Consider the following 23,400-nt stretch of genomic DNA (forward strand, 5'->3'; position numbering starts at 1 on the left):
GGTTGAAGAGGGACTCCCGCCTGTGCAGGAGTGGCAAAAGGGAGATTGTCGCTGAAGGGGCGGGTGGATGGCCGCCGATTTCACACGCCCAGATCACTGGTCCAGATCAAACGTCCAGATCAAATGCCCAGAGGCGCCACCGTGACCGCAACCTCAAGGGTGTGCGAGCCGCCGCCTTGCAGCACGCCGCGCAGGGGCGAGACATCGGCAAAATCGCGGCCCACGGCCAGGCGCACGTAGTCTTCGCCCGGACTCGCCAAGCCACAGCGGTCGTTGGTGGGGTCCAGGTCCAGCCAGCCTTGACTGGCGTGGCTGGCCAGCTCGGGCACATACACCGAGGCCCAGGCGTGCGAGGCGTCGCTGCCCACCAGGCGGGGCTGGCCCGGCGGCGGCTGGGTGAGCAGATAGCCGCTCACGTAGCGGGCGGGCAAGCCCAGCGAGCGCAGACAAGCCACCAGGATGTGGGCAAAGTCCTGGCAAACCCCGCGTTTGTTTTGCAGCGCCTCCAGCGCCGGGGTGTTGATGTCGGTGCTGGCCGTTTCGTAATGGAAATCGCGGTGCATGCGGGCCGTGAGTTCTTGCGCGGCTTGCTGAAGTGGGCGGCCAGGGGGGAAGCTGCTTTGGGCATAGGCCACAAAGGCTTCGTTCACGGGGGCATGGTGAGAGCCGAAAACGTAGCCGCTGTGCACATCACCGGCATGCCCGCCACGGTAACGAAAGTGCTCGCGGACCGACTCCCAGCTTTGCTTGCTGCTGCCCGGGGGCAGTGGCTTGGTGATGATTTCGCTGTGTGCCCGAACCGTCAGGCCATCGTGTGGATGGGTCAATGCCCAGTAGGCACGGTGGTTCAAAAAGGCATCGATGTGGTGCACCACCGTGGCCTGGGGTTCGATCCAAATGACATGGCTCACGACTTTTTGGCACGGGGTATGGGCCGGCTGCAAGTGCGCCACATGCTGCGCCGTTTGAACGGAGGGGCTGTAGCGGTATCGGGTGTCGTGCGTGATGGACAGGTGCATGCGGGGTTCGGGGTTCAAGCGCCCACGCTGTAGCGGGCTTGACCGCTGTGGGTGAAAAACAAAGCACACAACTGGTCTGAGACCTCATGGGCCGCAGTTTGGCAATGGGCCAACACGGCATCCAGGGGCAGTGCCAAAGTGCAGGGTGGACGTGGCCGCCCGGCGCGGTCGTGGGTTTCAGGGGGCCACAGCGATTCGGGGGGCAGGTCAATCATTTGCGGCACTTGTTGGGCCAAGGCCAAGGTGGCACCGTCGGCCAAGTTGCCCATGCGCAGCAATCGGGAGCGCAGGGTGTGCGCCACCCAGCCGAGTGATCGCGGGTTGTCCGAATGCGTGACCAGCAGGTCCATCAAAGCCTGTGGGGTTCGACTTTGTTGGTACTGGGCATGAAAACTGATGGTGCTGTCAAACAGGTCGAGCACGGCGTCAAAGCCGGCTTGTTCGGCCATCAGCCCCAGGTGCACGGCTTCACTCAAAGCATGGGACAAGAAGGTCAAACGCTCAATGTGCCGGCCAATCGAGAGCAAACGCCAGCCATCGTCGCGGCTCATGCGGTCGGTTTGGGCACCGGTGAGGGCCGCCAGCATTTGGCTGGTGTCGGCCAAAAGGCTTTGGGCTGCCACGGTGTCGGGGGCCACCCAAGACACCTCGGTGCCGACGGGTTTGAAAAAACGTGTTTCGGCTTGTTCCAGCAAGCGCCAGTGTTCCGGGGAGAGGCGCTCGCGCACCGCTGCGGCAGCCAAACGCACAGAGCGCAAGTTGAACCCTACGCTGGTGGCCAGTTCGCGGTCCCACAGTCCGGCAATCAACGAGCGTTCAAACACCCGGTGCGCCTGCGTGGCGGCGGGCACACCGGCACGCACCAAGCCATGGCGGGTGGCCATGCGGGTGATGAAGTTCAGCAAGCTGGGCAGGTTTTGGTTTTCGCTGCCCAAAATTTCCAGGCTCAAGCGCACCAGGCGCAGGGTGTTTTCGGTGCGCTCGGTGTAGCGGCCCATCCAGAACAGGTTTTCAGCAGCCCGACTGGTGACCAAGCGTTGTCTTTGCAGGGCACTGACGTCGGCCTGCGTGTCCATGGCGTTGAGGTCCCGCGGGGCCGCCGGAGCTGGCGCAGGACGCCATGGCATGGGTGACGACTGCGACTGTGACTGTGACTGTGACTGTGACTGTGACTGTGACTGTGACTGTGACTGTGACTGTGACTGCGACTGCGACTGCGACTGCGTCGGGCCACTGGAGGCCTTTTGCACCCACACGTCGGCGCTGCTGCCACCGCGCTGCATCGATGCGATGCCTTCACGGGTGCCCAGTCTGGCCAAACCTCCGGGCAGTACCTGCCAGCCGCCCTGGGCATCGGTCACGGCAAACACCCGCAGCACCACGGGGCGCGATTGAATGCAGGCTTGGCCCTGTGCGTCGGTTTGCCAAGTCGGTTGGTGCGACAAGGGCAGCCACGACTGCAAAGTGTGCGCATCGGGGTCGCGCAAAATGCGCCCGGCCCATTCGTTTTGCGCTTGACGCGACAGACTGTGGCCCAACACCGGTTCAAAACTTTGGCGGTCCGTGTTGTAGGGGTAAGTGGGTTTGATCACGCAGCCCTGAATGCGCGGCAGCACGTCTTGCAGCGCTGCCGCTTCACCACACCACCAGCTGGGGATGGCGGGCAACTGCAGCGCTTGCCCCAGCAAATCACGCGCCAAAGCGGGCATGAAGCCCAGCAGCGCATTCGATTCGAGAAATCCCGAGCCGGGTGTGTTGGCCACCAGCACATGGCCGCTGCGCACGGCTTGCAGCAAGCCGGGCACGCCCAGGGTGGAGTCGGCACGCAACTCCAGCGGGTCCAGCCAGTCGTCATCGACGCGTTTCAAGAGCCCGTGCACTGGCTGCAGCCCCTGCAAGGTCTTGAGGTACAGCTTTTCATCGCGAACTGTCAAGTCATTGCCTTGCACCAGACTCAAACCCAAATAGCGTGCCAGATAAGCGTGCTCGAAATAGGTTTCGTTGTAGGGGCCAGGTGTGAGCAGCGCGATGTGGGCACCGGCACCGGCGGGGCTGCGGGCCTTGATGCCGTCGATCAGCGTGCGGTAGGTTTCGGCCAAGCGTTGAACCGGGAAAGCTTCAAAGGCCCGTGGAAACAGGCGCGAGACGATTTGCCGGTTTTCCAGCAAATACCCCAGCCCCGAGGGTGCCTGGGTGCGCTGGGACAAGAGCCACCAGCAGCCGTCTGCACCGCGTGCCAGGTCAAATGCGGCCAGTGACAAGTAGCGCCCCCCCACGGGGGGCACGCCCTGCATGGCGGGCAAATAGGCGGGGTGACCCTGAACCAGGGCGGCGGGCAACTGGCCTTTGAGGACCAGTTGTTGCGGCCCATAAGCGTCGGCCATGATGCGTTCGAGCAGCTGCATGCGCTGCAGCACCCCCGATTCAATTTGTTGCCAGTCGGCTTGGTCCAGCATCAGCGGAAACAAGTCCAGAGACCAGGGCCGCTGGGGTTGGTCGGCTGCGGCGTAAACGTTGTAGGTGATGCCGTTGTCGCGCACTTGCCTTTGCAAGTTGAGCATGCGCGTATTCAGATCGTGGGTGTCGGCCACTGCGTGGGGGCCATCTGCTGCCCCCTTGGGGGGCAGGGTGGCCATGTCCTGCTGCGCTGCAAAGCTGAGCCAGGCGCTGCTCAGCGTGGCTTGCGGTTTGGGGTTTTCATCGCTTCCGTTCAACGAGCTGTCGCCAGCTTCCGTCAAGGCCCCGCGCATTTCATCCCAGTGCCCTGCGGGCGCGCATTCTTGCTGCAGACCCAGCCACTGGTTGGCGTGGGCGGGCAAGGCGGGGTGGTTGGCGTGAGAGAACTCGTTCATCGGATGCATTGTCGCTTGCAAACTCCGCCTTTCAGGCGTGAGTTCCAAGCGTCAGTAAACAGTGTGCGTTTCACACCCTTCGCAAATCCAGGGTGTAGGGGAACTCTGCACTGGCGTGCAGCGAAGCGTTGGGCACCAGCGTGGGCAGCTGCTTCATGGCTCCGGGCGTGTGACCCATGCGGAAGAAGCGGGCCATGCGGCGGCTTTCAGCTTCATAGGCGTTGACCGGGAAGGTGTCGTAACTGCGCCCGCCAGGGTGCACCACATGGTATTGGCAGCCACCCAACGAGCGCTTCATCCAGGTGTCCACCAAGTCCACCGTCAGCGGGGCGTGCATGCCGATGCTGGGGTGCAATGAGGAAGGGGGATTCCACGCTTTGTAGCGCACGCTGGCGACGTACTCGCCGACCACGCCTGTGGCTTGCAGGGGCAAAGGTTTGCCGTTGACGGTGAGGGTGTGGCGCGCGGGGTTCATGCCGCTGACATGCACCTCGATGCGTTCAAGCGATGAATCCACATAGCGGGCCGTTCCGCCCGCGCTGCTTTCTTCGCCCATGACGTGCCAAGGCTCCAGCGCATTGCGCAGGGTGACGACCGTGCCGTCCACCTGGATTTGGCCCACCAAGGGGAAGCGAAATTCAAAATGCGGTGCAAACCAGGTGGGGTCGAAGTGAAAACCAGCGTCGCCCAATTCGGTCAGCACGTCGTCAAAGTCTTTGTGGATCCAGTGCGGCAGCATGAAGCGGTCGTGCAGCTCGGTGCCCCAGCGGCTGACGGGGGCCAAATACGGTTTGTCCCAGAAGCGGGCCACCAGTGCTCTGAGCAGCAATTGCTGAACAATGCTCATGCGGGCGTGGGGTGGCATTTCGAAGGCACGCAATTCCAGCAGGCCCAAGCGCCCGGTGCTGCTGTCGGGCGAGTACATCTTGTCGATGCAAAACTCGCTGCGGTGGGTGTTGCCGGTCACGTCCACCAAGATGTTGCGCAGGGTGCGGTCCACCACCCAAGGGGCCATTTCGGTACCGTATTTTTTTCGGTTGCGCGTGATCTCGCGCAGCGCAATCTCCAGCTCATAGACCTGGTCGTTGCGCGCTTCGTCCACACGCGGGGCTTGGCTGGTGGGGCCGATGAACATGCCGCTGAACAAATAGCTCAGGCTCGGGTGGTTGTGCCAGTAAAGGATGAGGCTGGCCAGCAGTTCGGGGCGGCGCAAGAACGGGCTGTCTGATGGTGTGGCCCCGCCCATCACCATGTGGTTGCCCCCGCCCGTGCCGGTGTGGCGGCCATCGGTCATGAACTTTTCGGCCGACAGGCGGGTTTCAAAGGCGGCTTGGTACAAGAACTCGGTGTGCTCGACCAGCTCGGTCCAGTTGTGCGCCGGGTGGATGTTGACTTCGATCACGCCGGGATCGGGCGTGACCTGCAGGAGTTTCAGGCGCGGGTCGCGTGGGGGCGGGTAGCCTTCCAGGACGATTTTCATGCCCAGCTTCAGCGCCGTGGCTTCCACCGCGCTGACCAGCGCCAGGTAGTCTTCCAGACGCGCCAGAGGCGGCATGAAGACGTACAGCACGCCGGATTTTTCGCCTTTGGCCAGTGCATCGGCCTCCACCTTGGGCCCGTTGGCACGGTTGGGGTCGCGCACTTCCACACACAGGGCGGTGCGCACCACCGAGGGGTCAGACTTGAATTTTTCAGGCGTGGTGCGGACCGTTGGGGCGGTGTGGGTGCGCGATTGCAAGCTCAGCGGTGTGCTGGAGGGCAGTGGCGTTCGGGGGGCAAAGGGGTCTTGCTCAATCATGTGCCAGCGCTCGGTGGGCGCGGCCCAAGGCAGCGAGTCCAGCGGCAAACGCCAGCCCATGGGGGAGTCGCCGGGCATCAAATACAGCCGCTCTTCGCGGACAAACCAGTTGCCGGTTTGCCATTCAGAAACGCTGCCTGCGGGCAGCGGGGCCCCTTCGGGCACCTCCACGGGCTGCAGCGGCAGCACATAGCCCACCGCCTGGTCCAGCCCTTGGCTGAAAATGCGGCGCAGGCGGTTGCGCTCCATTTCATCGTCCAGCCGCGCATCAAACGGGTCCACGTTCACCGGCAAACGGCGCTCGCGCCACAGGTAGTACCAGGTGTCTTCGTAGCCGGGCAGCACGGTGTCGTCCGGCAAACCCAGGTGTGACGTGAGGGCCTGCATGAAGCGCTGGGCATCGGCGCTGGTGTAGGTACTGGGTTCGCGTTCATCGGCAAAGACCGCAGGATCTTGCCAACAGGGCGTGCCGTCGGCCCGCCAGTAAATGCTCAGCGCCCAGCGCGGCAGTTGTTCGCCCGGATACCACTTGCCCTGACCAAAGTGCAAAAAACCGCCTTGGCCGTACTGCTGGCGCAGCTTGTGCACCAGTTCGGTGGCCAGCCCCCGTTTGGTCGGGCCCAGGGCGTCGGTGTTCCACTCTGCCGCATCGCGGTCCTGCGTGGCCACAAAAGTGGGCTCGCCGCCCATGGTCAGGCGCACGTCTTGGGCCACCAATTGCGCGTCCACTTGCTCACCCAAGTGCAGCACGGCGTCCCATTGTTCTTCGGTGTAGGGCTTGGTCACGCGGGGGGACTCGTGAATGCGGGTGACGCTCATGTCATGGTGAAACGTCACCTCGGCCTTGTCCATCAGGCCCTCGATGGGCGCGGCGGCCGAGGGTTGCGGTGTGCAGGCCAGTGGAATGTGGCCTTCACCGGCCAGCAGACCCGAAGTGGGGTCCAGCCCCACCCAGCCTGCACCGGGCAAATACACCTCGCACCAAGCGTGCAGGTCGGTGAAATCCACTTCGGTGCCGCTGGGGCCGTCGAGCGATTTCACATCCGGTGCCAGTTGGATCAAATAGCCCGAGACAAAACGGGCCGCGATGTTCATGTGACGGAACAGCTGCACCAAGAGCCAAGCCGAGTCCCGGCAAGACCCGCTTTTCAGGGTCAGGGTTTCTTCGGCCGTTTGCACGCCCGGCTCCATGCGGATGGTGTAACGAATGTCCTGGTGCAGACGCTGGTTGATTTGCACCAAAAAGTCGATGGTGCGCTGGCGCTTGCGATCCATGCTGGCCAGGTATTTCTTGAACAAGGGCGTTTTGTGTTCCTTGACCAAGTAGGACTGCAGCTCTTCTCGCACGGTGTCCGTGTATTTGAACGGCACTTTTTCGGCAGCGGGTTCCAGAAAAAAGTCGAAGGGGTTGAACACGGCCATTTCGGTGACCACATCCACCGTGACTTTGAAGGAGGTGGTTTTTTGGGGGAAAACCAGACGGGCCTGGTAATTGGCAAAGGCGTCTTGTTGCCAGTTGATGAAGTGTTCCTCGGGCTCGACTTTGAGGCTGTAGCTCAGGATGCGGCTGCGGCTGTGCGGGGCGGGACGCAGGCGGATGACTTGCGGGCCGAGCTGCACGGGGCGGTCGTAGGTGTAGTGGGTGACGTGGTGCAGGGCAACGTGTATCGACATATTTCTAAAGGCGCAACAGGGGCTGCACGCATGACAAATGCAGCTTGGGCGGTTACAACAAGCAAGACACGCGCCAGGATGGGCTTTTGTCTGCCCCTGCAGACCCGGGCAGACGCCATTCCAATCCAAGAGCGCCAGAGCCAAGCACAAACACCAGCCAAATCAGGGAGGCTGCCATGAAGCGGGACGGTAAGACGGAGCAGATGAGCGAGCAGGGTAGCGGGTGCCATGGGCCAGAACGGCCCAGTCATACTCCCCCTCAAAATGTCCGTCACCCAGGGCAAGCCAGCACTGAGCCCAGACGCTCAGCAGCGGCATGTGCTGAGTGGGCGTCATGACATCGATGGGCTGGGCCCGCAGTTTGGGGTGGGCCTTGGCCGCTTGGTGCATGGGGGTGGCATTGGCCTTGCAGCAAGCGGTCTTGTGGCCTTGGCAGGCTTATGCGGGGGGCTTGTGTGCCGTGATGGCTGGCGCTTTGGGGCTGCGGCGGATGCTGGGCCATGAAAGAGCCGGGTGGGCTGTCCATCATGCGGCTTGGGCCTTGGTGTGGGCAGCGGCTGCTTTTGGCGTGACGGGCCTGCATGCTTGGACGCGGGTCAGCACCATCGAGCCGATGCTCGAGGGGCAGGATCTGGATGTGGTGGGTGTGGTGCAGGCCATGCCGCAGCGCCAGGACTTGGGGTGGCGCTTTCGTTTTCGGATTGAACAAGCCTGGCAAGTGGACGGATCGGGGGCCACAGGTGCCAGCCATGCGCTGCGGGTGGATGCCCAAGTGCCGTCCCAGGTTTATCTGGGCTGGTACGGCCAAGAGGGTCTGCACGACAGTGGCTGGAACCTGTCGCCCCTGCCCGAGCCCGTCAAAGCGGGTGAGCGCTGGCGCTTTCGGGTGCGTTTGAAAGCGCCACACGGCCACCTCAACCCGCGAGGCTTTGACTACGAGCTGTGGCTGTGGGAACAAGGCATCCGCGCCACCGGTTATGTCCGAACCCGTGCCAAAGACCCCGCTCCCCGGCGCTTGGCCAGCACTTGGGCCCACCCGATCGAGGGCTGGCGTCAGGCGGTGCGCGATCGCTTGTTGACCCATCTGTCTCCCCCAGGCAGCGATGCCGATGCGGCCAAGCGGGCAGGGGTGGTGGCCGCACTGGTCACCGGTGATCAGGCGGCGATTGACCGCAGCGATTGGGATGTATTTCGGGCCACAGGTGTCTCGCACCTGATGAGCATCTCGGGCTTGCATGTGACCATGTTTGCCTGGATCGCCTCTGGCTTGGTCGCGGGGTGCTGGCGCAAGTTGGCTCTGTGGGGGTTTTCAGGTCCTTTGCGCTGGCCTGCTGTGCATGTGGGGGCTGTGGTGGGTTTGGCCTTGGCGGCTTTTTACGCTTTGTTCAGTGGTTGGGGGGTGCCTGCCCAGCGCACATTGCTCATGCTGCTGGTGGTGGCGGGCCTCAACAGCTTGGCCCGGCAATGGTCGGGTGCACTGATTTGGTGGACGGCGGGGGCCGTGGTCTTGACGTTTGACCCTTGGGCATTGTTGCAACCGGGTTTTTGGTTGAGTTTTGTGGCGGTGGGGGTGTTGATGGCTTCTGGGCCCGATCAAAAAGGTCCTCCCCAGTCACCTGCACCGCAGGGCCTGAGCTCGGGCACCAAATCAGAGCATCCTGCGTTAATGCACCGTTTGAGTGCAGAAAAATTACCCATTTGGGGAATTTTTGTGCTCCAGCGTTTGGGGGCTTTGTGCCGCGAACAAGCCACGGTCACGCTGGCTTTGGCCCCACTGACCTTGCTTTTTTTTGGTCAGGTGTCGGTGGTGGGCTTATTGGCCAATTTGCTGGCGATACCTTGGGTGACCCTGGTGGTCACGCCCTTGGCCATGCTGGGGGTCGTCTGGACCGAGGCCTGGGTCCTGGCCGCTTGGGCTTTGTTGCCCATGGCTCAGGTGTTGGCATGGTTGGCGTCGTGGCCCTTGGCCAGTGTCTCGGTGGCCCAACCGCCATGGGGTTTGGCGCTGTTGGCTTTGCTGGGCGCAGCGGGACTCGTGCTCAAGTTGCCTTGGTCCTGGAAATTGTTGTGCTTGCCCTTGCTTTGGCCTGTGATGGGGTGGTCTCCACAACGCCCTGCCCAGGGTGTGTTTGATCTTTTGGCGGCTGATGTCGGGCAAGGCAACGCGGTCTTGGTTCGCACGGCCACGCACAGTTTGTTGTATGACGCCGGGCCACGTTATTCCGCCGAGAGCGATGCCGGCCACCGGGTGCTGGTGCCTTTATTGGCCCAAATGGGTGAGCAGCTCGATGCCCTGGTGCTCAGTCACCGGGACAGTGACCACACGGGGGGTGCTGCGGCCGTGCTCGCCATGCAAGCGCAGGCCAAGTTGTGGACTTCGCTGGAGGATGAACACCCCCTGCACGCGCTCAGGCCTGACTGGACACCTTGTCAAGCGGGGCAGTCTTGGGTTTGGGACGGTGTTCATTTTGAAGTGCTTCATCCCTTGGCGGCATCCCGGGTGGCCAAGGGCCCAAGCGTGTCCAAGATCCGCCCCAACGCCGTCAGCTGTGTGCTGCGCATTCAGGGTGCAGGGGGGGCTGCCTTGTTGGCCGGGGACATCGAGGCAGCCCAAGAGCTGGATTTGGTGCGCCAGGGTTTGAAGCCCGTGGACTGGTTGTTGGTGCCCCACCACGGCAGCAAGACATCGTCGAGCATCGCTTTTTTGCAAGCCCTGCAGCCCCAATGGGCCATGGTGCAAGCGGGTTATCGCAACCGATTTGGACACCCTGCACCCGAGGTGATGGCTCGTTACAAGGACTTGCAAATCCAATGGGTGGACAGTCCCCGTTGTGGTGCAGCCCGCTGGCGCAGCGACAGGCCGGAGCAACTGGATTGCGAACGGGTCCAGTCGCGCCGGTATTGGCACCACCTTCCCCCTTGATGAACAATCAAGTCTTTTTCCCCTCGACATGGAGGATCTCTGCCCGTGCCACGGGGGTGGGTATACATCTTGCTTTGAGGTCATCAGGAGTGAAGAGTCATGCGCCAATTCGATGAAATGTACAGCCGCTTGCCTGCAGCAGGCGATACCGCAGAAGTCAGAGACCATTACCTGGCCTATGCCCGATGGTTGCAAGCGCAAGACCCCCAGACCATGGCTTCGCGCCGCGAAGAAGCCGAGATGATTTTTCGCCGAGTGGGCATCACCTTTGCTGTTTATGGCGACAAAGACGAAGACGGATCGGGCACCGAGCGCTTGATCCCCTTTGACCTGATTCCCCGCGTGATTGCCGCCCAAGAGTGGAAAAGCATGGAAGCCGGTTTGGTGCAGCGCGTCACGGCCCTGAACCGCTTTATCCACGACGTGTACCACGACCAAGACATCTTGAGGGCCGGGGTGGTGCCGCGCGAACAAATCGAGCGCAACGCGCAGTTCCGCCCCGAGATGGTGGGTGTGGACGTGCCCAACCAGATTTATTCGCACATCAGCGGCATCGACATCGTGCGTGCCCCCGACAGCGCGGGCAAGGGCGAGTACTACGTGCTCGAAGACAACCTGCGTGTGCCCAGCGGCGTGAGCTACATGCTGGAAGACCGCAAGATGATGATGCGGCTGTTCCCCGAACTGTTCAGCCAGCACCGCGTGGCCCCGGTGGCGCATTACCCCGACTTGCTGCTGGAAACCCTGCGTGCCAGCAGCCCCGCCACCACGGCCGAACCCACGGTGGTGGTGCTCACGCCCGGCATGTACAACAGCGCCTACTTTGAGCACGCCTTTTTGGCCCAGCAAATGGGCGTGGAGTTGGTCGAAGGGCAAGACCTGTTTGTCAAAGACAAGTTCGTCTACATGCGCACCACGCGCGGCCCCAAGCGGGTGGACGTGATCTACCGCCGGGTGGACGACGACTTTTTGGACCCCAATGTGTTCCGCCCCAGCTCGACCCTGGGCTGTGCGGGCCTGATGGACGCCTACAAAGCCGGGCATGTGGCGATCTGCAACGCGGTGGGCACGGGCGTGGCCGACGACAAGTCGATCTACCCCTATGTGCCCGACATGATCAAGTTCTACCTGGGCGAGGAGCCGATCCTCAAAAACGTGCCCACTTATCAGTGCCGCAAGCCTGACGACCTGCAGTACACCCTGGCCCACCTGAAAGACCTGGTGGTCAAAGAAGTACACGGCGCAGGCGGCTACGGCATGCTGGTTGGCCCGGCCTCCACCCAGGCAGAGATCGAGCGCTTCCGGGGCGCACTGCTGGCCAACCCCGAGGGCTACATCGCCCAGCCCACGCTGAGCTTGTCCACTTGCCCCACGTATGTCGACAGCGGCATCGCGCCGCGCCACATCGACCTGCGCCCCTTTGTGCTGAGCGGCCGCACGGTGCAGATGGTGCCTGGCGGACTGACGCGTGTGGCGCTGAAAGAAGGCTCTTTGGTGGTCAACAGCAGCCAAGGCGGCGGCACCAAAGACACCTGGATATTGCAAGACTGAACAATGCATTCACAAGGTCTCCCCGTAGGTCGGCGGCTTTAGCCCCGACATCGTGCTTGATTAACCTTGAATGTCGGGGCTGACGCCGCCGACCTACAAAAACCAAGTCAAGCCTATCCAAGAATCTCCAAGGAATTCACCATGCTTTCAAGAACCGCCGACCACCTTTTCTGGATGTCCCGCTACATGGAGCGGGCCGAGAACACCGCCCGCATGCTCAATGTGAGCTATGAAACCTCGCTTTTGCCCCAGTCGGCCGCTGCGGTCGAAGTCGGCTGGGAGGGCATTTTGTCCATCAGTGAGCTGTTGCCCTCGTATTTGTCACTCTACAAAACCATCACGCCGCGCGACGTCATGGCCTTCATGGTCAAAAACGAGAACAACCCCTCGTCCATCCTGTCGTGCTTGCGTGCCGCCCGTGAAAACGCCCGCGCCGTGCGCGGCACGCTCACCACCGAGGTCTGGGAAACCCAAAACCAGACTTGGCTTGAAGTCAACCGCATGCTCAAAAGCGGCGAGTTCGAGCGTGATCCGGGTCAGTTTTTTGAGTGGGTCAAGTTCCGCTCGCACCTGTCTCGCGGCGTGACGGTGGGCACCATGCTGATGGACGAGTCGCTGTACTTCATGCGCATGGGCACATTTTTAGAGCGTGCCGACAACACGGCCCGGCTGGTGGACGTGAAGTTCCACGCCATGAACAACGACTTTTTTGGCGCACCACAATACGGCGCATCCGAGACCGAGAGCACGCAGGAATACGACTTTTATCACTGGAGTGCGATCTTGCGCAGCGTCAGTGGTTTTGAGGTGTATCGCAAGGTTTACCGCGACGTGATCCGGCCCGAGCGGGTGGCGGAGTTGCTGATTTTGCGCCCGGACATGCCGCGCTCGTTGCACGCCAGCCTGAACGAAGTCTTGTCCAACTTGAAGCTGGTCTCGCACGATGCTGACAGTGACACCTTGCGCCATGCGGGGCGTTTGCGTGCCGAACTGGCCTTTGGCCGCATTGACGAGATCTTGGCCACGGGTCTGCACGCCTACCTGACCCAGTTTTTGGAACGGGTGAATGTGCTGGGTGGACGCATCAGCCGTGAGTTTTTAATGCCCAGCCACGGTTGATCCAGGCCGCAGAGCATTCTGTGTTGGCAGGGGCACAACGCCTTGCTCAGTCGAGCAAAAAGTAGTCCGACGATGGCCCCGATGCATGGATCAGGCGCAAACCGCCGCTGATGCGTTCGGCGCGAAAGGTGTCGTTTTGGATGCTCAATTGCTGACCGCTGAGCCACTGCCCTGGCAGCGTCAGGCCTTGCCGGAAGACTTTGATTTGCCCATTTCTCTCGATGGTCAAGTCTTCGTTTTTTTGTGTGGACGGGTTGCGTCCTCTGAACCCACCCACCGCCCAATTGGGGGGCATGGTCGCCGAAGAGCTTGCCGCTGGTGGGGCTTTTTTGTCGTCATCGCCCATGGCCAATGCGCCTAAAAGCAAACCCCCAATGATGATGGCCGCTGCGGCTTCGCCATTGGACAAGCCGCTGTCTTGGGTGACCTCAAACTCGGCTTCGCAGCCGTTGTCCACCCACACCCCGCGTTTGTCGTAACCCCAATCACGCCCTTCGCGGCAGGATGACACCGACAGTTGCCGTTTGAGTCGCACGCTTTTGTTGCTGATGTCGCAACGCACACGTTCGAAATCGCGGCTGTCACAGGTGATGGTTTTGGTGCTGGCCGCGTAAACGGGGGCCGCTGGAACCATCAAGATGAGCGATTGCGCGAGGCAGACAGCACGGACCAGAGGGTGTTTGAGAAAGGGCATTGTCAAAATCAGAAGTTTTTCTGATTTTAAAAATTACGATTCATTTTTTGGTTTTTTAAAATAAAAAAGGGTAAATTTTTGTAATCACCCTCGCAGACCACCACCCATCGCCCCGAGGGCGGGGCTCCCACAAAATGCGGGGCCTTCCCCTGTAAGAGCGACGCCCTCGTCGCGATCACCCTCGCAGACCACCAAGAATCGCCCCGAGGGCGGGGCTCCTACAAAATCTAGGGGCTCCCACAAAATGCGGGGCTTTCCCCTGTAGGAGCGACGCCCTCGTCGCGATCACCCTCGAAGACCACCAAGAATCGCCCCCAGGGCGGGGCTCCCACAAAATGCGGGGCTTTCCCCTGTAGGAGCGACGCCCTCGTCGCGATCACCCTCGCAGACCACCAAGAATCGCCCCGAGGGCGGGCCTCCAAAAAATGCGGGGCATTCCCTTGTAGGAGCGACGCCCTCGTCGCGATCACCTTCGCAGACCACCAAGAATCGCCCCGAGGGCGGGGCTCCCACAAAATGCAGGGGCTCCCACAAAATCAAGAGACTCCCACAAAATGCGGGGCCTTCCCCTGTACAAACTTCACAGGGCCGGAACCATGGCCTTAGAGCGTGATGACCACGGGCGCGTGGTCGCTGGGGCGCTCGTTTTTGCGGGGCGCACGGTCAATCACGCAAGCCGTGACCCGGGCTTTGAGGGCTTGGGAAATCAAAATATGGTCAATCCGCAGGCCCCGGTTGCGTCGGAACGCAAACTCGCGGTAGTCCCACCAGCTGTAGCTTTTTTCAGGTTGCTCAAACAGCCGGAAGCTGTCGGTCAGGCCCAGGTCGATCAGGGCCTGCAGCTTTTCACGTTCGGCGACGGTGCAGTGGATCGTGTCCTTCAGGCCCACCGGGTCCCACATGTCGAGTTCGTCAAAGGTGATGTTGTAGTCACCCAGCAGCACCAGGTTCGGGTGTTGTTGCATCTCGCGGCCGACCCACTCGCGCAGCGCATCCAGCCAACGCATTTTGTAGACAAACTTGTCGCTGTCGGGGGCTTGGCCATTGGGAAAGTAAGCACCAATCACCCGAATGTCGCCACCCTGGCCATCCGGGTAAGTGGCTGCAATCACCCGCGACATGTCGTCTTCGAAACCCGGAATGTTCTTGACCACATCCTGCCCCGAAGTGCTGGAAATCAAGGCCACGCCGTTGTAGGTTTTTTGGCCAAACCACTGCGCTTGGTAACCGGCCTCGGCCAATGCGGCAGCGGGAAACTTGTCGTCGGTGAGTTTGAGTTCTTGCAAGGCCAGCACATCCACACCGCCCTCGGCTTTTTGTGCGGACAGCCAATCGAGCACCTGAGGCAGGCGCACCGACAAAGAGTTCACATTCCAAGTGGCAATTTTCATGAAGCCCCTTAAATGTGCAAAGCAGCCAGGCCGCCGATGACCACGCCCACAGCACCCGCGCCATACATCACGTATTCGAGCCATTTTTTCTTGGACAGCAGTGCAATGGCGGCCATGGCAATGGCCACTTGCAAGACGGTGGTGGCTTGGGCCCAGCGGTGGTGCTGGTGCATCTGCTCATCCGATTGCTGATCCCATGACTTGGATTCGGCTTCCAACTTTTCAGCGGCCACTTTGATCTCGGCTTTTTCGCCCTTGTAGCGTTTGATTTCGTCGACGTAAAAGTCTTTTCGGCTCGCGGGTGCCAACTCCAGCGCCAATTCACTCAGGTTTTGCTTGCTGCTTTTGGCTTGGTAATAGTTCCATTGGTTGGACGCCTCGGTCTTTTTGATGGCGGCGTTGTTTTTGTACAGACCCGCATTGGCCTGTGTGGCCCCACCCATGTAACCAAATAAAGCGCCCACTGTGGCAATGACCGCCGTGAACATGGCAATGCCGTTGGTGTGACTGCCGCCATGCCCTTGGGCGGCGTGTTCGAGTTCGTGGTCGTGCGGGCCGTGCACGTGAAAACCGTGTCCTGACATGAGGGGATTCCTTAGAGCTTGTGTTGGTAATTGACAAAACTGAAGTGCAGGCCTTGTGCCGAAACATGCGCTTCGCGCTGCACTTCATGCCAAGTTGGACCGAGTTCCGGGGCGAAGGCATCGCCTTCAAAGTCGGCATCAATTTCGGTGACGACTGCTGTATGGGCCAACGGTGCGGCCTGACGGTAAATGTCGGCACCGCCCATGATCCAGGCATCGGGCACATCGCCACACAGACGCATGGCCTCTTCGATGGAGCCCGCCCGAAGTGCGCCATCGGCCTGCCAGTCGGTCTGGCGTGTGATGACGATGTTCAGGCGACCGGGCAGTGGGCGAAAACGGGTGGGCAGAGAGTCCCAGGTCTTGCGCCCCATGATGACCGGCTGGCCTAAAGTGACGCGCTTGAAGTGCGCCAAGTCTTCGGGCAGGTGCCAAGGCATCTGGTTGTTCTTGCCGATGACGCCATTGCGGGCGCGGGCGTAAATCAGGTGCAGCTTCATCGAATTGGGTCTCAAACCGCCACCGGGGCTTTGATGGCGGGGTGGCATTCGTAGCCCACGACCTCGAAGTCCTCAAATGCGTAATCAAAGATCGACGCAGGTTTGCGCTTGATGTGCAGTGTGGGGTAAGCCATGGGCGAGCGGCTGAGCTGCAGCTCGACTTGCTCGTGGTGATTCGCGTAAATATGGCAATCACCACCGGTCCAGATGAAGTCGCCCACGTCCATGTCGCATTGCTGGGCCACCATGTGGGTGAGCAAGGCGTAGCTGGCAATGTTGAAGGGCACGCCCAAAAAGATGTCGGCGCTGCGCTGGTACAGCTGGCAGCTGAGTTTGGCTTTTTGACCAGGGTTTTGTGGTGGGGCCACATAAAACTGGAACAAGGCATGGCAAGGCATGAGGGCCATTTGGTCCAGCTCGGCCACGTTCCAGGCGCTCACGATGATGCGGCGGCTGTCGGGGTTGTTTTTGAGCGTGTCCATGACCTGCTGCATCTGGTCGATGTGGCCGCCGCCCGGCGTGGGCCAACTGCGCCATTGCACGCCATACACCGGGCCGAGCGAGCCGTCTTCGCGGGCCCATTCGTCCCAGATGGTGCAGCCGCGCTCTTGCAACCATTTCACGTTGCTGTCGCCACGCAAAAACCACAGCAGCTCCACGATGATGGCGCGCAAAAACACCTTCTTGGTGGTCACCAGCGGAAAACCCTCGCTCAAATCAAAACGCATTTGGTGGCCAAACACACTGCGCGTGCCGGTGCCGGTGCGGTCGCCTTTTTGCACGCCTGTGGTGTAGACGTGGCGCATGAAGTCTTCGTATTGGCTGCGGATGGGGTGTTCAACAAGGCTCATGGGCTGGAAGTTTAAGGCAAAGGTCCCCCGGCGAGGTCGGGCGAGCTCTTTTCACGTTCAGGGGGCATGTGGCCTTGAATCGGGGGGTGTGTGCCGCAGCGCACTGTCCACTTTGGGTGTGGGCTTTAGCCTGATGGCATGACTTGGTTCTCTATTTTTTGACATCGAAAGTGCTTATGCAAACAAACCCCTGGAGCCCTTGCCTTTTGCTCATGGTGTCAAGTGGTCTGATGGCCCAAACTTTGCCCAGTGCAGGTGGGCTATTGCAGCAAATGCCGCTGCTGCCTGCTGCGCCACAGCGTGCGCCGCAGCTGGACTTGCCAACACCCAAGCCTGTAACCGGTTTGCTACCCCCTGCAATGGTTTTTGTGGCGCAACGCTTGAATGTGACCGGTGCCAGTGCCTACACCGAGGCCGAATTGGTCAAGGTCGCAGGCTTTGAGCCAGGGCAAGCCCTGAGTTTGAGGGCGCTTGGTGAGATGGCCGACAAAATCACCCGGCATTATCGGCAGCAGGGCTACGGGGTGGCACAGGCTTATTTGCCAGCCCAGGAAGTTCAAAACGGGGCGGTGACCATCACCGTGTTGGAGGGGCAATATGGCCAGATCACCCTGAACAACAGCAGTGACCTGGACGATCAACTGCCCCGGTCCTTGCTGGCTGACTTGAATTACGGGGACGTGATCATGGCGCAGCCACTGGAGGAGCGCCTTTTGTTGTTGTCCGATGTGCCGGGTGTCCAGGTTCGTTCTACCCTGATGCCGGGCGCATCAAGGGGTTTGTCCGACCTGGTGTTGGAACTCAAGCCCGGCCCCTTGCTCAGCGGCAGTCTGGACGCCGACAACGCAGGCAACCGTTACACGGGCGAATACCGGGCCGGTGCCACGGTCCATTTGAACAACCCCAGCGGTCGGGGTGACTTGTTGACCTTGCGCGGACTGAGCTCGGGTGAGGGTTTGAATTACCTGCGCGCCGCGTACCAAGCCCCCCTGGGCCGAGCGCGTTTGGGGCTGGCTTACAGCGACTTGTCGTACCAGTTGGGCCATGAGTTTGAGCCCCTGCAGGCTCAGGGTCACGCCCGAATCACCACCTTGTTTGCCAGCTACCCCTTGCGCCGTTCTCGGCAATCCAACATGAATGTGGGCTTGAGCTGGGACCACAAGGTGTTTCAGGACCGCTTGGAGGCCATGGCCTTGGTCACGGACAAACAGGCGCAAGTGGCCACGGTGTCCTTGTATGGCGACCAACGCGATGGGCTAGGTGCTGGCGGTCTGAACACCTATTCCTTGGCCTGGTCGACTGGCCATGTGGACATTCAGACGCCCGCAGCACGGGCGCTGGACGCCAGCACGGCCGACACCAACGGCCACTTCAACAAACTGTCATTTGCCGTATCCCGCATGCAGCAAGTGCGTCAGGGGCTGACCTTGTGGACTTCGCTCAGTGGGCAGATGGCCTCTCAAAATCTGGATGTTTCCGAAAAAATGGCCTTGGGGGGCATGTACGGGGTGCGCGCTTACCCCGAGGGTGAAGCGGCTGCCGATGAAGGCTACTTGCTGACCCTTGAAGTCAGGCAGCAATTGCTGGGCTTGGCCCCGGCGAGCGGGCAGGTGCATCTGGCGGCTTTTGTCGATGCAGGTGTGGTCAAGCTCAACCACAACCCTTGGACCAGCACACCGACCCACCGCCACCTCAGCGGTGCCGGTGTGGGGGTTTATTGGACACAGACGCGTGACTTTTCGGTCAAGGCGTTTTACGCCCGCAAATTGGGCAACGCCGATGCCGTTTCTGCGCCAGACCGCTCAGGCCGTTTCTGGATTCAGGGCGTCAAATATTTTTGAATCGCCGATGTTGACCCTTGCCTTGCTGCGCCCCTTCCATTCATTGCGAGAAACCACCATGTTCACCACACAGCCATTTCGAGCCCGCCCAGTTTTTCCCACCGGCTTGGCCTTTCAAGCGGCGCGTGTCACCGCCCGCCGGGCGGCCGCCGGTGGTCGCAGCAGCCGGGGCGGCCGCGTGGGCCTGGGTTGGCGAAAATTGTCTTGGGCCCTGATGTTGGCCTGGTCTGGCGTGGCGCAGGCCCTGCCCAGCGGGGGTGTGGTGAGTGCAGGCCAAGCCAGTTTGGGGGGCACGCCAGGGCAGTTGACGGTCACCCAAACCACGCCCCAAGTGGTGCTCAATTGGCAAAGCTTTGGCATCTTGCCGGGCGAGTCGGTGCGTTTTGCTCAGCCCAACCGGCAGGCGCTGGCACTCAACCGTGTGCTCGGGTCCGAGCCTTCGGTGATCCAGGGCAGTTTGACTGCCAACGGTCAGGTCTTTTTGATCAACCCGCAGGGCGTGTTGTTTGGGGCCGGGGCTTCTGTGAGTGTGGGCGGCTTGGTCGCCTCGACACTGAGCTTGAGTGACGCCGATTTTCTGGCGGGTCGTTACCGTTTTGACGGCGCAGGCCCGGGCAACATCGTCAACCAGGGGCAGCTCCAAGCTGCAGACGGTGGCTATGTGGCTTTGTTGAGCCGAAGTGTCCACAACGAAGGCGTGGTCAAGGCCCAGCTGGGTTCGGTGGCCTTGGCGGCCGGGCAAATGGTGACCCTGTCGCTTTTGGGGGACGGCTTGCTGAATGTGCCTATTGACCAAGGGGTCGCGCAAGCCTTGTTGTCCAATGCGGGCTTGTTGCAAGCCGATGGCGGCACCGTGCTCATGAGCACACAGGCGGCTGGTCAGTTGCTGGCCAATGCCGTCAACAACACCGGGGTGTTGCAGGCGCAAACCCTGGAAAACCAGCAAGGCCGCATTGTTTTGCTGGGCAGTTCCGACAGTGGCATGGTGAACTTGGGCGGTCAGCTCGATGTGCGCGGCGGCGCAGGCCAGCAGGGGGGCAGTGTGACCGCCCTGGGGCAGCATGTGGGCCTGTTCTCGGCGCAAATTGATGCCTCAGGCGGGCTGGGCGGGGGCGTGGTTTTGGTGGGGGGTGGTTTTCAGGGCAAAAACCCGGATCTGCCCGCCGCCTCGGCCGTGTACATGAGCCCGGACTCGCTCATCCGTGCCAACGCGACGGCGCAAGGGCCCGGCGGACAGGTGGTGTTGTGGGCCACCGACTCGGTGCGTGCAGGTGGGCAGATCTTCGCGCGTGGCGGTCCCCAAGGGGGGGCGGGCGGCATGGTCGAAACGTCGGCGCATGGGCTGAATGTGCAAGGCTTGAGGGTTGACACGCAGGCGCCGCAAGGCCCAACAGGCACTTGGTTGCTGGACCCCGCCGATGTGACCATTTCTTCGTCGGCCACGACCGGTGCCAGCCTGGTGGGCGATGTGTTCATGCCCGATTCGGGCACGGGTGCGGCACAAATCAACGTAGCCGATTTGGTCACCGCTTTGGGCGGCACCAACGTCACCGTGACCACGACCAATTCTGGCGTGAGTGGCGGGGGCTTGGGCGATATTCAGGTGAATGCGGCGATTGTGTGGACGGCCCCCACCACCCTGAGCCTGAACGCCGCACGTGATGTGCGGGTGAACCAAGCGATCACCGCCACCGACGGCAGCTTGGCCGTGGTGGCCGGTCGCAACGTCCAGGTGGATGCGGCCGTGACCACGACCACGGGCCAGCTCAGCTTCACCGCCGTGCAGGATGTGGCCCTGAACGCGGCCACCACCATCACGACTGGCCAATTGACGGCTGTGGCTGGCCGAGACGTCATGGTGGCTGCGCCCGCCACCGTGACCACCGGCAACATGGTGTTTCGCGCCGACAACGATGGCACGGGCCCCGGGGTGGCTGCGGGCACCGTCAACATCAGCTGCAGCCTCAATTGCCTGACGCTGACCACGGGCCAACTCGATGTGCGTTTCAACCCCGTCAGTTACGCCAGCACCAGCGCTGAAATTCTGGCCTATGCCAACAAGCTCACGGGTGGCGGCACCCTCAACGCCAAGGCCTGGGTGTTTGGCAAAGGAGACAACAAAATCTACGACGGCACCCCCAGCGCCACGGTCAGTGGCTTGTTGCCCGATGTGACCAGCGTTGCGCCCCCGGTGGCTTTGGGGTCGGTCAGCGCCGCGCAATTTGACACCCGCCACGTTGGCACGGCCAAGCCCATCGTGTTTGAGACCACCTTTTTGGAGGCGGCCTACGATTTGTTTGCGCCCATGGGCACACCGGCGGGCACTTACCAGGCCCGTGCCGATGTGCTGGTCAGGCCCTTGACGGTCTCTGCTGTGACCGATGTGCGGGCTTATGACGGCAGCACCCAATCCGTGGGGGTGCCGACGGTGACCGGCTTGCGGGCCTTAGACACCTTGAATGGCGACTTGAGCCAGGCGTTTGCCAGCAAGGACGTGCTGGGCACGGGCAACAGCACCTTGGTGACCAGCGGCAGCTACACCGTGACCGATGGTCATGGGGGCCAGAACTATGCCGTCTCGGTGCTCACGGCCCCGGGCACCATCACCCCGGCCGCGCTGACGATCACGGCGCAGGACCTGAGCAAGGTGTATGGGCAGACGCCTGCCTTGACGGGTTTTGTGACCAGCGCCTTGGTCAATGGCGAGACCGTGGGCACAGTGGCCTTGAGCAGCCCGGGCCAGTTGGCCACGGCAGCGGTGGCGGGCAGCCCTTATGCCATCACCGCCAGCGACGCCACAGGCGGCACCTTCATGCCGGGCAACTACAGCATCAGTTATGTCAACGGTGCACTGAGCATCACCCCGGCCGTGATGCCTCCACCCGTGGTGGTGCCACCCGATGTGGTGATTCCCCCAGACGTAGTGGTGCCGCCGGTGGTGGTGGTGCCTCCTGATGTGGTTGTGCCACCTGAGGTGGTCGTGCCCCCCGAGGTCGCGATCCCCCCGCAAGTCACTGTGCCCAACGAGGCGTCGATTCCCCCGGTTGCGCCATCAGATGACTTTCCAGTTGTGCTGGGCCTGATCCCGCCCACGGCCACCGTGCCAGGCCCTGTGGTGGTGCCGGAGGCTCAGGCGCTCACGCCCGTGCCTGTGCGGCCCGCCCAGGCCACGCCAAGCCGAGCTGCCACCACGCCCGCTTCAAGGCCACAAACCACCTCAGCGCTCAAGCCCTTGACGCGGCCCCTTGCAACGCCTGTTCTGCCCCGCAAACAAGACCGCAATTGAGCCCCTGAGGTCCTGCGCCCTTGAGTTCCGTGACTGCTCCACACCACCGCCCACAGCGCTGGACTTGGCGTCGTCCGGGAGTGGCCGCTGCGCTGGTTTTGGGCACACCCATCTGGGCCAGCGCCGTGGTGCTTGTGTCTTTGCACACGCCAGTTCAGGCGCAGGTCCAACCCATTGACTTTGGCCAAGAACGGCCTTCTGCCGAAGTTCGGGCCGTGGCCCATGGGGTGATGCAGTCGGGTGACCACCAGGCATTGCCTTTTGTGCTGGTCGATAAACACCACGCCAGGGTGTTTGTGTTTGACCGCCATGGTCATTTGCAAGGGGCCTCACCCGCCTTGTTGGGGCTGGCCCGTGGCGACGAGGGGGTGGCCGGTATTGGCGACCGACCCCTGTCGAGCATTCAGCCCTGGGAGCGCACCACCCCAGCCGGCCGATTTGTGGCGACCATGGGGCGCAATGTGGCCGATCAAGCCATTTTGTGGGTGGACTACGAGCAGGGCATCTCCTTGCACCCGGTTCGCCGTCATCCAGCGAAAGAGCGCCGCCTGCAACGCCTGGCCAGTCCTGAGCCGGACGATAACCGCATCTCTTATGGTTGCATCAATGTGCCGGTGGCCTTTTGGCAAAAGGTGGTGGTGCCCACGTTTGCGCAGCACATCGGCGTGGTTTATGTGTTGCCCGACACCTTGCCCTTGAGTGCGGTGTTTGTGATGCCCCTTGCACCATGAAAAATGCACGCAAGCGTGCATTTTTCAAGTGCCCAGATCGTGTCCGCCACGAACTGGGGCCGCGCCCGCGAGGCCTTGGGGGTTCAGGCCTGGGGCGCTGGGTTCATGCTGGCCAAGTTCAGTGCTGGGTCAGCTGGATGCGCGGGGCTCAGGGCCGAACAGCGATCTCGTTTTTCACGGAGGTCACGCCTCTGACCCCGCGTGCAATGGTCTCGGCCTTGTTGCGTTCCAAGGCGCTTTTGGCAAAGCCAGACAGCATGACTGTGCCGTTCAGTGTTTCGACACTGATGGCGGTGCCTGCCACATCCTTGTCCTCAAAAAAGCGCGACTTGACCAAGGTGGTGATGCCTGTGTCGTCCACGTAAGCCCCCATGGACTCTTGTCCACGCGAAACCGCGCAGCCAGAAGCAGCCAGCAGCACCAAAGAAGCGGCCAATGCGGCCCAGGTCGTTTTTTGAATCATATGAAGTCCTATCGTGCAGTCAGTCAGAACGACCAAGCCAAGGCCTGGCACCATTGCGTGAACAGGGGCCGAGTGGGCCTTCTGTTCAAGCCTCTTCATCGTAGAAAGCAATGGCTGTGTGGT

Annotated in this window: 15 protein-coding genes; 6 read left to right on the plus strand and 9 right to left on the minus strand. The window is 61.7% G+C overall.

Annotation, left to right across the window (positions count from 1 at the left end; translation table 11 throughout):
• Positions 1-119: 119 nt before the first annotated feature.
• The 3 genes from B9Z48_RS06120 to B9Z48_RS06130 all read right to left on the minus strand — a co-directional run bounded on the left by B9Z48_RS06120 (position 120) and on the right by B9Z48_RS06130 (position 7,343).
• A complete protein-coding gene (locus B9Z48_RS06120; protein WP_233261031.1) occupies positions 120-1,037 on the minus strand; it encodes a transglutaminase family protein in 918 nt (305 codons plus the stop codon).
• Positions 1,034-3,871 (minus strand): circularly permuted type 2 ATP-grasp protein, encoded by a 2,838-nt coding sequence (locus B9Z48_RS06125; protein ID WP_108377515.1) that lies wholly within the window; start codon positions 3,869-3,871, stop codon positions 1,034-1,036. The genes B9Z48_RS06120 and B9Z48_RS06125 overlap by 4 nt, the downstream gene beginning before the upstream one ends.
• 70 nt (positions 3,872-3,941) lie before the next feature.
• Complete coding sequence (locus B9Z48_RS06130; protein ID WP_108377516.1) at positions 3,942-7,343, minus strand: DUF2126 domain-containing protein; 3,402 nt, start codon at positions 7,341-7,343, stop codon at positions 3,942-3,944.
• Positions 7,344-7,677: 334 nt separating this feature from the next.
• Between B9Z48_RS06130 and B9Z48_RS06135 the strand changes: the two genes are divergently transcribed.
• The 3 genes from B9Z48_RS06135 to B9Z48_RS06145 all read left to right on the plus strand — a co-directional run bounded on the left by B9Z48_RS06135 (position 7,678) and on the right by B9Z48_RS06145 (position 12,936).
• Positions 7,678-10,266 (plus strand): DNA internalization-related competence protein ComEC/Rec2, encoded by a 2,589-nt coding sequence (locus B9Z48_RS06135; RefSeq protein WP_108377517.1) that lies wholly within the window; start codon positions 7,678-7,680, stop codon positions 10,264-10,266.
• A gap of 99 nt (positions 10,267-10,365) precedes the next feature.
• The gene (locus tag B9Z48_RS06140; protein WP_108377518.1) at positions 10,366-11,817 is read left to right on the plus strand and encodes a circularly permuted type 2 ATP-grasp protein; all 1,452 of its coding nucleotides are present in this window, start codon (positions 10,366-10,368) and stop codon (positions 11,815-11,817) included.
• A 141-nt stretch (positions 11,818-11,958) separates the two neighbouring features.
• Entirely contained in the window at positions 11,959-12,936 is a 978-nt protein-coding gene (locus B9Z48_RS06145) for an alpha-E domain-containing protein (RefSeq protein WP_089963567.1), read from the plus strand.
• Positions 12,937-12,982: 46 nt separating this feature from the next.
• Here the strand turns inward: B9Z48_RS06145 and B9Z48_RS06150 are convergent, their stop codons facing one another.
• From B9Z48_RS06150 to B9Z48_RS06170, 5 genes are all read right to left on the minus strand, one after another.
• On the minus strand, positions 12,983-13,630 hold the full coding sequence (locus B9Z48_RS06150) for a DUF3011 domain-containing protein (RefSeq protein ID WP_108377519.1): 648 nt from the start codon (positions 13,628-13,630) through the stop codon (positions 12,983-12,985).
• A gap of 602 nt (positions 13,631-14,232) precedes the next feature.
• Positions 14,233-15,021 (minus strand): exodeoxyribonuclease III, encoded by a 789-nt coding sequence (gene xth, locus B9Z48_RS06155; protein ID WP_108377520.1) that lies wholly within the window; start codon positions 15,019-15,021, stop codon positions 14,233-14,235.
• A gap of 8 nt (positions 15,022-15,029) precedes the next feature.
• Positions 15,030-15,605: a DUF4337 domain-containing protein gene (locus tag B9Z48_RS06160; RefSeq protein ID WP_108377521.1), complete on the minus strand. Its 576-nt coding sequence runs from the start codon at positions 15,603-15,605 to the stop codon at positions 15,030-15,032.
• Positions 15,606-15,616: 11 nt separating this feature from the next.
• Entirely contained in the window at positions 15,617-16,105 is a 489-nt protein-coding gene (locus B9Z48_RS06165; protein ID WP_108377522.1) for a dihydrofolate reductase, read from the minus strand.
• Between the two features lie 11 nt (positions 16,106-16,116).
• The gene (locus B9Z48_RS06170) at positions 16,117-16,956 is read right to left on the minus strand and encodes a thymidylate synthase (protein WP_108377523.1); all 840 of its coding nucleotides are present in this window, start codon (positions 16,954-16,956) and stop codon (positions 16,117-16,119) included.
• Between the two features lie 230 nt (positions 16,957-17,186).
• Here B9Z48_RS06170 and B9Z48_RS06175 point away from each other — a divergent pair, with 230 nt between their 5' ends.
• Genes B9Z48_RS06175 through B9Z48_RS06185 form a run of 3 tightly spaced genes read left to right on the plus strand, consistent with a single transcriptional unit; the run spans position 17,187 to position 22,814 of the window.
• On the plus strand, positions 17,187-18,797 hold the full coding sequence (locus B9Z48_RS06175; protein ID WP_233261032.1) for a ShlB/FhaC/HecB family hemolysin secretion/activation protein: 1,611 nt from the start codon (positions 17,187-17,189) through the stop codon (positions 18,795-18,797).
• A gap of 7 nt (positions 18,798-18,804) precedes the next feature.
• On the plus strand, positions 18,805-22,083 hold the full coding sequence (locus tag B9Z48_RS06180) for a filamentous hemagglutinin N-terminal domain-containing protein (RefSeq protein ID WP_158273219.1): 3,279 nt from the start codon (positions 18,805-18,807) through the stop codon (positions 22,081-22,083).
• 29 nt (positions 22,084-22,112) lie between these two features.
• On the plus strand, positions 22,113-22,814 hold the full coding sequence (locus B9Z48_RS06185) for a hypothetical protein (RefSeq protein ID WP_233261033.1): 702 nt from the start codon (positions 22,113-22,115) through the stop codon (positions 22,812-22,814).
• Between the two features lie 148 nt (positions 22,815-22,962).
• Here the strand turns inward: B9Z48_RS06185 and B9Z48_RS06190 are convergent, their stop codons facing one another.
• Positions 22,963-23,277 (minus strand): BON domain-containing protein, encoded by a 315-nt coding sequence (locus B9Z48_RS06190; RefSeq protein WP_089963581.1) that lies wholly within the window; start codon positions 23,275-23,277, stop codon positions 22,963-22,965.
• Positions 23,278-23,400: the final 123 nt, after the last annotated feature.

The sequence above is a fragment of the Limnohabitans sp. WS1 genome (assembly GCF_003063265.1).
Classification (GTDB): Bacteria; Pseudomonadota; Gammaproteobacteria; order Burkholderiales; family Burkholderiaceae_C; genus Limnohabitans_A.